We start from the raw sequence: 13,171 nt of genomic DNA, 5'->3' as shown, positions 1-13,171 counted from the left end.
AGCGCCGCGCCGATGCGAACAAACGCACAAACCCACGGTCTATCTCGGCGCCGCGCTGTACGTTCACGATTGCGGTGCTATAACTGCTGCTCCCCACACCAACTGCTGCCAATGAGTGCCTCATGCTTAACAAAGGATTGTTCCTGGCCTGCGCGCTGGTACTGCTCAGTGCCTGCGATTCCTCCACCTCCGACAAACCCGCTCCAGCCCCCGCGCAACCTGCCGCGCCTCAAGCGGCGGCGGTGGACACGGCCAAGCCCAAACCTGCGGTGGACCTGCCTGCGCTGAGCAAGCGTTACGCCGGGCGTGAGCTGACGGTGGTGGACGTGTCGGAAATCCAGCTCGACGGCGCCAGCACGCTGTCGCTGAGCTTTTCCGTCCCGCTGAATCCCGACCAGAAGTTCGCCGAAAAAGTGCATGTGGTCGACAGCGTGAATGGCAAGGTCGATGGCGCATGGGAGCTGTCGGACAACCTCATGGAACTGCGCCTGCGCCACCTTGAGCCCAAGCGCAAGCTGGTCTTGACCATCGACTCTGGCCTCGTGGCAGTGAACAGCAACACGCTGGCGGCGGAATATTCGGCCCGTCTGGAAACCTCCGACCTGCAAGCCACAGTGGGCTTCGCCAGCCGAGGCAGCCTGTTGCCGACGCGTCTGGCCGAAGGCCTGCCGGTGATCGCGCTGAACGTCGACAAAGTCGATGTCGAATTCTTTCGCATCAAGCCCGACTCGCTGCCCGCGTTCCTCAGTTCGTGGGAAGGCGCGTCCAGCCTGCAAAGCTATGAATCCAAAGAGCTGCTGCCCATGGCCGATCTGGTCTACGGCGGCCGTTTCGACCTGAACCCTGCGCGCAACACTCGGGAAACCGTGCTGCTGCCGATTGCAGGCCTCAAGCAGCTGCAACAGCCGGGCGTGTACCTGGCCGTCATGCGCGCCTCCGGCACCTACAACTATTCGCAACCGGCAACGCTGTTCACCCTCAGCGACATCGGTCTTTCTGTGCACCGCTACAGCAATCGTCTGGACGTCTTCACCCAAGCGCTTGAAGGCGGCAAGGCCCTGAGCGGCGTCGATCTGGAACTGTATGACGACAAGGGCCGCGTGGTCGGCCAAGGCAAGACCGATAACGCCGGTCACGCCGAACTGCCGTTGCCCGCCAAGGCCGAGGTGCTGCTGGCCAAGCAGGCCGAACAGACCAGCATGCTGCGCCTCAACAGCGCCGCGCTGGACCTGGCCGAGTTCGACATCACCGGTCCCCAGGCGCATCCGTTGCAATTCTTCATCTTCGGCCCGCGCGACCTGTATCGCCCTGGCGAAGTCGTGCTGCTCAACGGTCTGCTGCGGGACAACGACGGCAAGCGTGTGAAAGCTCAGCCGATCACCGTGGAAGTGCGCCGTCCGGACGAGCAGGTCAGTCGCAAATTCGTGTGGGACGCTGACGCAACCGGGCTGTATCAGTATCAATTGCAGCTGTCGGACGAGGCCCCGACCGGGCGCTGGCAACTGGTGTTCGACCTGGGCGACGGCAAGCCGCAGCTCTATGAATTTCAGGTCGAGGATTTCCTGCCCGAGCGCATGGCCCTCGAACTCAAAGGCAGCGATACGCCACTGGCGCCTGATGCGGCGTTCGATATTTCCATCAATGGCCGCTACCTCTACGGTGCTCCTGCGTCGGGCAACCGCCTGACGGGTCAGCTCTATGTGCGTCCGCTGCGTGAAGCGGTGCCGGGGCTGCCGGGGTATCAATTCGGTTCGGTCACCGAAGAAGACCTCAAGCAGGACCTGGAAATCGAAGACAGCACACTCGACGCCAACGGTCAGCTTGATCTGAGCATCGACAGCCAATGGGCCAAGGCCCGTTCGCCGCTGCAATTGGTGCTGCAAGCCAGCCTGCAAGAGTCGGGTGGACGTCCGATTACCCGCCGTCTGACCCAGCCGGTCTGGCCTGCGGATACGATGCCGGGCCTGCGTGGCCTGTTCGACGGAGAAGCCACCGATGGCGATGGCCCGGTCGAATTCGAAGTGCTGATGGCCGACGCCGAAGGCCACAAGCTGGCCGCCGACAACCTCAAGGTGCGGCTGATTCGTGAGCGTCGCGACTACTACTGGAACTACTCGGACAGCGACGGCTGGAGCTATCACTACAACGAGAAGTACCTGAACCTGTCCGAAGAAACCGTTAGCGTGAAGAAGGATTCCACCGCCAAGGTCAGCTTCCCGGTGGAGTGGGGTCCGTATCGTGTAGAGGTCGAAGACCCGGCCACCGGCATCGTCAGCAGCGTGCGTTTCTGGGCCGGTTACCGCTGGCAGGATAACGCCGAGGGCGGCGCCGTGCGTCCCGATCAGGTCAAGCTGGCGCTGGACAAAAAGGCCTACGCCGATGGCGACACGGCCAAGGTCACGGTGACGCCGCCGTCAGCGGGCAAGGGTTATCTGCTGGTGGAATCCAGCGAAGGGCCGCTGTGGTGGCAAGAGATCGACGTGCCTGCCGAGGGCAAGACCTTCGACGTGCCGGTGGACAAGAAGTGGGCGCGTCACGATCTGTACGTCAGCGCGCTGGTGATCCGTCCCGGTGAGCGCAAGGCCAACGTCACGCCGAAACGCGCGGTCGGTGTGCTGCACCTGCCACTGGACCGCTCGCAGCGCAAGCTGGCATTGACTGTTACGGCGCCGGAGAAGATGCGTCCCAAGCAGCCACTCAAACTCAAGGTCAACGCCAAGAACGCCGACGGCTCGATCCCGAAAGACGTGCACGTGCTGGTCGCGGCGGTGGACGTGGGCATCCTCAATATCACCGAATACCCCACGCCAGACCCGTTCGCCAGCCTGTTCGGTCGCAAGGAATACGGTGCCGATCAGCTCGACATCTATGGGCAGTTGATCGAAGCCGGACGTAATCGTCTGGCCAGCCTCGCCTTCGGCGGTGACGCGGCGTTGGCCAAGGGCGGCAAACGCCCTGAAACCAGCGTGACCATCGTTGCCCTGCAAAGCGCGCCGGTGACGCTGAACGAGCAAGGCGACGCCGAAGTCAGCGTCGACATTCCGGACTTCAACGGCGAGCTGCGGATCATGGCGCAGGCCTGGACCGACGAGCGCTACGGCATGGCCGAAGCGAAAACCGTCGTGGCCGCGCCGCTGATTGCCGAGCTGTCCGCGCCGCGCTTCCTGGCCGGTGGCGACCAGACCAAAGTGGCGCTGGACCTGTCGAACCTCTCCGGCAAGCCGCAGAAGCTCAACGTGCAGGTCACGGCCGACGGGCAATTGAGCCTGGGTGAAGGCGATGGCAGCAAAGCCGTCAGCCTGAATCAGGGCCAGCGCACCACGTTGCAGATTCCGGTGAAGGCTCAGGGCGGTTTTGGCAAAGGCGTGATCCGCGTCACCGTCAACGGTCTGGACTTGCCGGGCGAGAACCTGCCGGCGTTCAGCCGCGAGTGGACCATCGGCGTGCGCCCCGCCTACCCGGCGATGCTGCGTCAGTACCGCGCTGTGCTCAAGGATCAGGCCTGGAGCCTGCCAGATGGCGCGCTCGACGCCTTCGAACCGGCGGGGCGGGAAGCGTTGCTGGCGGTGTCGAGCCGTCCGCCATTGAACCTTGGCGAGCAGATTCGCGCGCTCAAAGCCTACCCGTATGGTTGCCTGGAGCAGACCACCAGCGGGTTGTACCCGTCGCTCTACGCCGACGCTGCGACCCTTAAGCGTCTGGGTCTGGAAGGTGAGTCGGACGCGGAGCGCAAACGCAAGATCGAGATTGGCATCGAGCGTCTGCTGGGCATGCAGCGCTACAACGGCAGCTTCGGCCTGTGGGGTGCGGACGGCGAGGAAGAGTATTGGCTGACGGCGTACGTCACCGACTTCCTGCTGCGCGCCCGCGATCAGGGTTTTGCCGTGCCGCCGGATGCGCTGAAAAAGGCCAACGAGCGTTTGCTGCGTTACCTGCAGGAGCGCAATCAGATCGAGGTCAATTACAGCGAAAACGCCGAGCACACCCGCTTTGCGGTGCAGGCCTATGCGGGGCTGGTGTTGTCGCGCAGCCAGCAGGCGCCGTTGGGGGCGTTGCGCAGCCTGTTCGACCGTCGCACCGATGCGCGTTCGGGTCTGCCGCTGGTGCAGTTGTCCATCGCGCTGGAGAAAATGGGCGACAAGCCGCGTGCCGATCAGGCGTTGCTGGCAGGACTTGCTGCAAGTCGCAAAGCCAACGACTGGCTGGCGGATTACGGCAGCCCGTTGCGCGATCAGGCGCTGATTCTGTCGTTGCTGGAAGAGAACAAGCTGGCGTCGGACAAGGTCGAAGAGCGGCTGTTTGCGCTGTCGGATCAGGTCGCGGCCAGCCGTTATCTTTCGACGCAAGAGCGCAACTCACTGTTCCTTGCCGGACGTGATTTGCTCGGCAAACCTGAGGCCAAGTGGGCAGCGACGTTGTACAGCGGCAGCAACAACCGGGAGCTGAGCAACGACCAGCCGGGCGTGAAGCTCGACAGCTCGGTGTTGGCGTCGCCACTGACGGTCCAGAGCACGAATGGTGAGACGCTGTATCAGCAGATGACCATTTCCGGGTACCCGTCGCAGCCACCAGTGGCGGGGGGCGAGAACCTGGCGATTCGTCGCGAATACCTCGGCATGGATGGCGAGGCCCTGAACCTCAACGCTTTGAAAAGCGGCGAGCTGGTGCTGGTACACCTGGAACTGAAATCCAAGGAGCGCGTGCCGGATGCATTGGTGGTGGACCTGCTGCCAGCCGGTCTTGAGATCGAAAACCAGAACCTGGCGCAAAGTGCGGCGAGTCTGGAAGACGCCAGCGAGTCGGTGAAGCAGTGGCGCGAGTCGATGGAAAACGCCGGGCTGAAACATCAGGAATTCCGGGGTGACCGTTATGTGGCGGCAGTGGATTTGCAGGGCTTTAACACCGTGCACCTGCTGTACCTGGCGCGTGCGGTGACACCGGGTACTTATCGCGTCCCGCCGCCGCAAGTGGAATCGATGTACCGGCCGAACTGGCAGGCATTGGGCGACGCGCCTGCTCAGTTGGTGGTGAAAGGGAAGAAGTAAGGAGAGGCCGCGATCGTCATCCGGTCGCGGTTGACCTGATGTAGGCGGTTTAACTGTAGGAGCGAATTCATTCGCGAAGCGGTGGTACAGCCGATGACAACGTGTCGGCTGCACCTACGTCTCGCGAATAAATTCGCTCCCACAGGGGGTGTTGCGGTGTGTCAGGGATTGCGATGTGTCAGATGAAGTCTGTGAATGCGTCCGATCACATGCCGATCAATGAATAATCCAGCTCAACAACCACAACCCCAGAAACAGCCAGATGATCCCGAGGATGATCGAGGCGCGCATGAAGGCCCGGATCGCGGAGTACAGGAACATCAGGCCAATGATCAGGGCGATGATGCTGATCAGTGAAGTGTCCATCCCCAGCGTGCGCGACAATCCGTCGACGAAATTGCCACCGGCATGAGTGAACATGTTGAACAACCAGCTTAACCCGTCGACGACGAAGCGGATCACCGCCCCGATGACCTGGCCCAGCCATTCGAAAACGCTTTCTACCTGCATGTCTGCTTCCTGATGAAAGGGGTGAAACGGAAAAGGGCGTGTTCGCTTTGGCTACGGATGGGCGGGGCGAGTTCCCTAGAGCATAAAGGCTCTTTGGCATGAGGCGCGGAAAACTTGCCTTGCGCCTGTTGCGCGGATTCATGGTCGGCGCTTTGAGCCTGTGCTTGCTGCTCTGGCTCGCCGACCGAGTCTGGCCGTTGCCCCTGCCCAAGGACGATCTGGCCCGCGTGGTGCTGGCCGAAGACGGCACGCCGCTCTGGCGCTTCGCCGATGCCAACGGCGTGTGGCGCTACCCGGTCACGGTGGATCAGGTCTCACCTTATTACCTAGAAGCGCTGCTGACGTACGAAGACCGCTGGTTCTACCAGCATCCTGGCGTGAACCCGATGGCGCTGGTCCGGGCCACGTGGCAAAACCTCAGCGGCGGGCACGTGGTCTCGGGGGGCAGCACGCTGTCGATGCAGGTCGCCCGGTTGCTCGATCCTCACGCCCGAACCTTGCCCGGCAAGTTGCGCCAGTTGTGGCGAACGATGCAACTGGAGTGGCATCTGTCCAAGCAGGAAATCCTCGGTTTGTACCTCAATCGCGCGCCCTTCGGTGGCACGTTGCAAGGTGTGGCGGCGGCGAGTTGGGCGTACCTCGGCAAGTCGCCGCAACAACTGACCCGCGCCGACGCTGCATTGCTGGCGGTATTACCGCAGGCGCCGAGCCGCTTGCGTCCGGATCGTCATCCGCAACGCGCTCAGGCCGCTCGCGACAAGGTGCTCAGGCGCCTGGCCGAGTTGGGCGAATGGCCGCAGCAGTCGGTCAACGAAGCGCTGGAAGAACCGCTGCTGCTCGCCCCGCGTCAGGAACCGACCCTCGCGCCACTCTTGGCGCGGCGCTTGAATCGACCGAACAGCCCGCCGTTGATTCGCACGACACTGGACGCCGGTTTGCAGCGTCGCCTTGAAGACCTTCTGCTGGGCTGGCGCGCGCGTTTACCCGAGCGCACGTCAGCGGCGATTCTGGTGGTCGAGGCCGAGAACATGGCGACCCGCGCCTATGTTGGCTCAGTCGATATCGGCGACGACAAACGCTTCGGCCACGTCGACATGGTCAATGCGTTGCGCTCTCCGGGTTCGACGCTGAAACCCTTTTTGTACGGCAAGGCAATGGACGCAGGGCTGATCCATTCCGAATCGCTGATGCAGGACGTGCCACGTCGTTACGGCGATTACCGTCCGGGGAACTTCTCGTCCGGTTTCAATGGCGCGGTGGCGGCGAGTTCTGCATTGTCGATGTCGCTCAATCTGCCCGCCGTGCAACTGCTGGAGGCTTACGGCCCGAAACGCTTTGCTGCCGAACTGCGCAATGGCGGGGTGCCGTTGACCTTGCCTCCGTTGGCTGAACCGAACCTGGCGCTGATCCTCGGTGGCGCGGGCAGTCGGTTGGAAGATCTGGTGGGCGGCTACAGCGCGTTCGCACGGGGAGGGCGCAGCGCCGACATTCGTCTGCAGCCGGAGGATCGTCTGCGTGATCGGCCAATGATGTCCCCTGGCGCGGCGTGGATCATCCGGCGGATTCTGAGCGGCCAGTCGCGCCCCGATCTCGACCTTCACGCTGATCTGGTGCAGCGCCCGCAACTGGCGTGGAAAACCGGCACCAGTTATGGCTTTCGCGATGCCTGGTCGATTGGGGTGGGGCCACGATTCCTGATAGGCGTGTGGATCGGCAGGCCCGACGGGACGCCCGTACCGGGGCAGTTCGGTCTGGCCTCGGCGGCGCCGCTGATGTTGCAGGTACACGACCTGTTGGTGAACCGCGATGCCCAGCGCAACATCCTGCCGCCCGTGCAACCGGTGCCGCTCAGCGTAGGCGTGGCCGCGATCTGCTGGCCGCTCGGGCAGACCATGAACAAGAGCGACTCCAACTGCCGACGTCAGCGCTTCGCCTGGACGCTGGACGGCACCACGCCGCCGACCTTGCAAGCCACCGATCAGCCGTTGGGCTTGGGGCTGCTGGAGAAAGTCTGGATCAACGACAAAGGCCTGCGCGTCGGCGCCAGTTGTCCGCACGCTGAACCCCGTGACATCGCGCTCTGGCCTGCGCCATTGGAACCGTGGTTGCCGAAAAGTGAGCGGCGTGAGGCGCGCTTGCCTGCCGTCGATCCCTCATGCCCGCCTCAGGGCTTGAGCCTGGCCGCGCCGATTTCAATCGTGGGCGTGCGCGAAGGCGATCAACTGCGTTTGCCCACCGGCAGCCAGCAGCAGTTGCGATTGAAGCTGTCGGCATTGGGCGGCAACGGTCGGCGCTGGTGGTTCATCGACGGCGCGCCGGTGGGGGATACCGCCAATCAGGACAGCTACACCCACACCTTCAACCGCTTGGGGCGCTATCAACTGAGCGTGCTGGACGAAAGCGGGCAGACGGCGCGGGTGGAGTTCAGTGTGGTGGATTAGAGCGTGCATTCGCTAATGCCGCAGCGAATGTGCGATCGCATCGCGAATGAATTCGCTCCCACAGGTCCGGTGTTGAACCCAACTCCCGGTTTCGCCGCCATCTCTAATGGGCTGACCTCAAAAATCGGCACGCTGAAGGCCCTGTGGGAGACGCAGAGGTTACGACGGCAGCGAACGCGGTGTGCCAGACAGCACATGCGTTTCTGATTCTCCGCCTCGGCCGGACGCGAGATTTTTTGAGCGCCTCGGACCTGTCAATTACGACTATATAACTTTCGTCTGCGCGGGCTGTGACGGTTATTTATGTCGCTACTAATGCCCTGATTTAAAACACGATTTTCACACCTTCAGTCACCCTTTCTCGCAGGTATATAAGGCGTTAATACCAAGTTGTGAGTTGCCCAATCCCCTTCCAAAGCCTGTCATGGCGTCATGGACAAGTGCTTTTCGGCTCAAGCCGGGAGGCCAATAAAACAATCGTGTTTTGGAAGGATTCTCCCCATGAAAACCCAGATGTTTTTCGCATCATCGGCATTGGCACTTGTTCTGGCAGTCAGCTTGGGTGGGTGCAGCAGTGGCGGTGGCGGTTCGAAAAGTCACGTAGATGGTTCCTCATCCACAGCGGGTACATCGGGAGGGTCAGCCAGCGGCGGAACCACCGATGGCAGCGGTTCGGGCGGCACCGGTAATACGGGCGGGACAGGAGGCACAGGCGATACCGGAACGGGTGGCACAGGCGGAACAGGCGGAGCCGGTGGTGGCGTGGTTGACGGCGGCACCGGAGGCACGGGCGGAACAGGTGGAACAGGCGGTACAGGTGGCACTGATGGTGGAACCGGCGGAACCGGTGGTGGCACTCCGGTGATCCGGACACGCAGCACGACCGCACAGACCAGCGTCGATCTCGGCAGCGTCCTCGGTCAGGTGGGCGATGCGGTCGTGGGCGTGGGTGATGCCGTGTCGTCGGTGCCGATTGCTGGCAACACCGATCTGACCTCCGGCGCGGGTGGCCTGGTTTCATCCCTTGGCTTCGCGGCGAACAGCGTCAGCGGCGGTTTGGTCGATGGCCTCGGCACGCTTGGCACTGACAGCAATTCCCTCGGCATGACGCTTTCCAGCGTCGGCACGGCGACCGGCGACCTCGGCGCTGGCGTCTCTTCCCTCGGCACTGGCGTGTCGAAATTCGCCCGTTCCCCGGCCATCGAACAGGTGCCGTTGGTGGGTACCGTGGTCGGCGGCGCAGGCGATCTTGTCGACGGCGTAGGCCAGAAAGTCACCATGCTCGGTGACACCCTCAGCGCCGCCACCACCAGTGGCCCGCTCGGCTCGGCCACGCATGCCATCGGCGACAAACTGGTGCCGGTGGTGGCGATGCTCGAATCGACCACCAACAAAGTCGGCAGCGCGACAGGGCTGGGTCAGCCGGTGAATGGCCTCCTGCAGAACGTTAAAGGCACGCTCAACAACGTGGGCGGCAGCCTGCAAAACGGCGCGCAGAACAATCCGCTCACTGCAGGGCTGGGCGGCTCGCTCGGCGGCCTGGGTGATGTGGCGGGCACGGCAGCCGGTTACCTGCAAGCCAATGCCGGCACGGGTGGCGGCACCACGTTGCCTGGCCTGCCGGGGCTGCCCAGTGTTCCGGGCTTGAACGGCGGCTTGCTTGAAAACGTCGGTGGCGTGGTCGCCGCCGCAGGTTCGGGGCTGACCGCAGGTTCCGGCGGCGGCCTGCTGGGCGCCGCAGGTCTGAATGGCACCGGCGTCGGCACGACGGTCGCGTCCCTTGGTCCGATCCTCGGTGGCAATGGGGTCGCCAATACAGCACTCGGCGCGCCGGTCGCAGCCCTCACTAACAACGTGGGCGCTGCGATCACGCCCGTCGTGACCAACGTCGCCAGCGTCACGCAGAACATCGGCGGGGCCACGGGCATCGGCGCACCGGTCAACGGCCTGCTCACGCAAGCGGGTGGCGCAGTCAGCAATCTGGGTAGCCAGATTGCCGCGACCAACGCCAACCCGGTCACCACGGCGGTTGGCGGCACGGTCTCGACACTGGGCAATACGGTCGCTCAGGTGGGTGGTCTGGTGAATGCAAATGGCAACGCGTCGAATGGCGGTGTCGGCGGGTTGCTCAACGGGGTTACAAGCGTCCTCGGCGGTGGGTTGGCTACGCGTAAGTAAGAAGTGCTGGGCAGTGTGAGAACGTTCGCGAGTCCGTTGTCCGCGATGCAGTGTTCTTTCTCCAGCTTGCTTCGCTAGCGACTTCTCCCACAACGCCTACGCTTGTTTCAGACAGGGGAGTCGGAAGATCCCCTGTCTTTTTTTGCCCGTGCACCGCTGCTGTTGGTCAATGGAGTGTCCTTATGCGTGCTTGTATCCCTGTCTTCGTGCTGGGTGTTTCTGTCTCTCCTTTCTTCGCGAACGCTGAACCGCTTCCCAGCTTCCTCAACAGCAACGACCGCGAGCGCACGCTCCCGGTGCCTAACCTTCCCGCTGATGCCTACCGTCCTGCGACGCCCGCCCTGCAGGTGCCTGCACCGCCGTCCGACGCCACGCCCTTGATGATGAGCACCAAGGTCGGCGTGCGCAAAATTCGTATCGAAGGCGGCACGGTGTACCCGCTGGAACAGCTCGGCGCTGCGTATGAACCCTTGATCGGCCGCGACGCCACACTCGCCGAATTGATCGAGGCCACGCGCGGCATCACCCGGCGTTATCAGGATGACGGCTATCTGTTGTCCTACGCGTTCCTGCCGCCGCAAAACTTCGATCAGGGGCTGGTGCGCGTGGTGCTGGTGGAAGGTTACGTGCGGGATTATCGGCTTGAAGGTGACATTGGCAACGTGTCGGCGTACCTGCAAAAGCTCGTCGACAAGATCAAGCAGGAGCGTCCGCTGACCCGCAAGACGTTCGAGCGCTACACCTCGCTGATGAGCCGGGTGCCGGGCGTGACCTTGCAGGCTCAAGTGCCGCCACCGGGCACCACGGACGGCGCGACCACGTTGATCGCCCAAGCCTCGCGCAAACCCTTCACCAGCACCCTGAGCACCACGGACGATAACCGCGATGGCCTGCAAGCGTTGCTCGGTTTGAGCAGCAACGCGCAGACCGCCATGGCCGAGCAACTGACCTTCAGCGGCCTGTTCCCGCCCGGAGACGACAAAGAGCATTACTACCGTCTGGATTACAGCCAGTACCTTAATACCGAGGGCACCCAGCTGAATCTCTCGGCGTCTCACTACCGCAGCGAGCCGGGCACCAACGTGGCGTTGGACAATGGGTTGGAGTTGAAGCAACGGCGCGACAACGACCGGTTTTCCATCGGCTTCACCCATCCGCTGATCGCGGCTCAGAACGAATGGCTGAGCGCAGGGGCGCGGCTGTACGCGGTGAATGACAAGACGCGTTACGACGTGATTGGCTTTCCCTTGAGCGTGCAAAGTCGCACCGACATCCGCGCTGTGGCGGTGGAAGGCGATTGGCGTAAATCGACCGACCGGCAACTGCGGATTCTCAGCGCCGGGGTGTACCAGGGCATCGACGGCATGGGCGCGAAGACCGACGACAGCACGTACGACCTGGACTTCTTTCGGGCGCGGTTGTCGGGGGTGCAGAGCGACAAGTTTTGCGAGCATTGGCAGGGGGTGTTTTCCGCGGCGTTGTACTGGAGCGACGACACCTTGCCCGACAGTGAGCGGGCGCAGTTTGGCGGGCAGAATTTCGGTCGGGGCTATCCGACGGATCAGGCGTCGGGCGACAAGGGCTGGGGCGTGGCGTATGAGGTCAACTACAGCTTCACCCGTGACGGCAACTGGGTGAAAGTGCTGCAACCGTATGTGGTGTTTGACGCAGCGCGGACGTGGTTCAACGAACTGCCGGTCAAGGATTCGAAACTGTCCTCAGCGGCGGGTGGACTCAGGTTTGGCGATGGCCGTTATTACAACATCGCGCTGGAAGCGGCCAAGCCGATGTCCGATGTCGGGCTGGACAGTTTCAACCGCAATCCCAGGTTCACGTTGAGTTTCAGTTATCAGCTTTGAGAGAGGAGGGCGGTGTGTTGGGCTCTGATGTGGGCCTGATACACCGCCTTCGCTGCCGTCGTAACCTCCGGCGTCTCCCACGGGCTAGGGAGTGTGCTGAGGAGATGTGATCGACGTAAAACGTGTGGGAGCCGGATTGCTGGCGAAGGCGGGGTGTCAGTTACAGAGTGGGCGGCTGAGACGCCGCTTTCGCCAGCAAGCCGGCTCCTACAGTGACCTGTGAGTCGCGTTTGAAGCAGGTTACTGCCCGACCTGATACACCTTCGGTTTCGGGAACAGGTTGTCGAGGGTTTCCAGCAGGCGGACGTGGTAGATGGGTTTGCGGAACAGGTCCAGCACGTGCAGGCGCAGCAGGTCGCTGACGTCTTCCATGTCAGCGTGGCCTGAGGTGACGATGACCGGCAGGTGTTGGCGCGACGTATGCTCGCGCAGGCGTTTGATCAGCGAGATGCCGCTTTCCTCCGGCATCCGCAGATCAGTGATCACCAAGGCGATGTCCGGGTGCTCGGTCAGCAGCTTCAGCGCCACCTTGACAGAGGGCGCCGTGAAGCAGCAAAACCCCTCGCCTTCGAGCAACTCGGCCAGCTCTTCGTTGGCGTCCTCTTCGTCGTCAACCAGTAATAATTGTTGGCGTGTCGGCACGGGCATTAATGGATTCCGTTATGTAAATCTCTGGCGGCAGATTTGCCAGCGGATTGAGCTTGCGATGGCCATCGTGTCATCCATCAAAATGGACCGAACGAATCGCTCCTATTCGTGCTTGACCAATTCGGTCTTCAGCTTTGTGAAAATCGCCTCTACCGAACCTCCGATCGGGGTAATAAAAGCAATCAGCACCACAGCCACCATCGCGGCGACAATCGCATATTCAATCCCCGAGGCCGCTTCTTCGTTCTTGACGAATTTACGCAACAGTGCAGAAAAATACATCAGGTACATCTCACTTCTCCTCAGCGCATGAAGCGCGTTACTGCACGCAAAAAGCGTTTGCCAATCCTTCGTACCCACAGCATTGACCCCATTTCCACACTCCACAATCGCAAGAAAGCATTAATCCGAAAGTGATAATGCCAAGCGGCCGACAGGCCGTGACTCGGCCCCTCCGAACGGATGAAGTCGTGCGAAATTTCCGACGAAT

7 protein-coding genes are annotated in these 13,171 nt (G+C 62.3%); 4 read left to right on the top strand and 3 right to left on the bottom strand.

Annotated elements, in window-relative coordinates; translation table 11 throughout:
- The first annotated feature begins 122 nt into the window (after window positions 1-122).
- On the top strand, window positions 123-5,045 hold the full coding sequence (locus tag AAEO81_RS27335) for an alpha-2-macroglobulin (protein WP_341960168.1): 4,923 nt from the start codon (window positions 123-125) through the stop codon (window positions 5,043-5,045).
- A 216-nt stretch (window positions 5,046-5,261) separates the two neighbouring features.
- Here the strand turns inward: AAEO81_RS27335 and AAEO81_RS27330 are convergent, their stop codons facing one another.
- On the bottom strand, window positions 5,262-5,555 hold the full coding sequence (locus AAEO81_RS27330; RefSeq protein WP_166595917.1) for a hypothetical protein: 294 nt from the start codon (window positions 5,553-5,555) through the stop codon (window positions 5,262-5,264).
- 140 nt (window positions 5,556-5,695) lie between these two features.
- Here AAEO81_RS27330 and pbpC point away from each other — a divergent pair, with 140 nt between their 5' ends.
- The 3 genes from pbpC to AAEO81_RS27315 all read left to right on the top strand — a co-directional run bounded on the left by pbpC (window position 5,696) and on the right by AAEO81_RS27315 (window position 12,033).
- Window positions 5,696-7,996: a peptidoglycan glycosyltransferase PbpC gene (pbpC, locus tag AAEO81_RS27325; protein ID WP_341964634.1), complete on the top strand. Its 2,301-nt coding sequence runs from the start codon at window positions 5,696-5,698 to the stop codon at window positions 7,994-7,996.
- Between the two features lie 861 nt (window positions 7,997-8,857).
- Entirely contained in the window at window positions 8,858-10,174 is a 1,317-nt protein-coding gene (locus AAEO81_RS27320; RefSeq protein WP_341960165.1) for a collagen-like triple helix repeat-containing protein, read from the top strand.
- Between the two features lie 182 nt (window positions 10,175-10,356).
- The gene (locus AAEO81_RS27315; protein WP_341960163.1) at window positions 10,357-12,033 is read left to right on the top strand and encodes a POTRA domain-containing protein; all 1,677 of its coding nucleotides are present in this window, start codon (window positions 10,357-10,359) and stop codon (window positions 12,031-12,033) included.
- A gap of 240 nt (window positions 12,034-12,273) precedes the next feature.
- Here AAEO81_RS27315 and AAEO81_RS27310 read toward each other — a convergent pair whose 3' ends face one another.
- A complete protein-coding gene (locus tag AAEO81_RS27310) occupies window positions 12,274-12,681 on the bottom strand; it encodes a response regulator (RefSeq protein WP_341960161.1) in 408 nt (135 codons plus the stop codon).
- A 102-nt stretch (window positions 12,682-12,783) separates the two neighbouring features.
- Window positions 12,784-12,972, bottom strand: a complete 189-nt coding sequence (locus tag AAEO81_RS27305; RefSeq protein WP_341960159.1) for a Flp family type IVb pilin — start codon at window positions 12,970-12,972, stop codon at window positions 12,784-12,786.
- Window positions 12,973-13,171 lie beyond the last annotated feature (199 nt).

Origin of the sequence: Pseudomonas sp. RC10 (assembly GCF_038397775.1) — a bacterium.
Taxonomy (GTDB): domain Bacteria; phylum Pseudomonadota; class Gammaproteobacteria; order Pseudomonadales; family Pseudomonadaceae; genus Aquipseudomonas; species Aquipseudomonas bambusae.
Note: the sequence above shows the minus strand (reverse complement) of the source record. Positions and strands in the feature narration are given on the sequence as shown.

What these genes read in the sequence shown, in the direction of transcription:
- AAEO81_RS27335 (WP_341960168.1), top strand. Translation starts at nt 123, where the DNA reads ATGCTTAACAAAGGATTGTTCCTGGCCTGCGCGCTGGTACTGCTCAGT.
- AAEO81_RS27330 (WP_166595917.1), bottom strand. Translation starts at nt 5,555, where the DNA reads ATGCAGGTAGAAAGCGTTTTCGAATGGCTGGGCCAGGTCATCGGGGCG.
- pbpC (WP_341964634.1), top strand. Translation starts at nt 5,696, where the DNA reads ATGGTCGGCGCTTTGAGCCTGTGCTTGCTGCTCTGGCTCGCCGACCGA.
- AAEO81_RS27315 (WP_341960163.1), top strand. Translation starts at nt 10,357, where the DNA reads ATGCGTGCTTGTATCCCTGTCTTCGTGCTGGGTGTTTCTGTCTCTCCT.
- AAEO81_RS27310 (WP_341960161.1), bottom strand. Translation starts at nt 12,681, where the DNA reads ATGCCCGTGCCGACACGCCAACAATTATTACTGGTTGACGACGAAGAG.
- AAEO81_RS27305 (WP_341960159.1), bottom strand. Translation starts at nt 12,972, where the DNA reads ATGTACCTGATGTATTTTTCTGCACTGTTGCGTAAATTCGTCAAGAAC.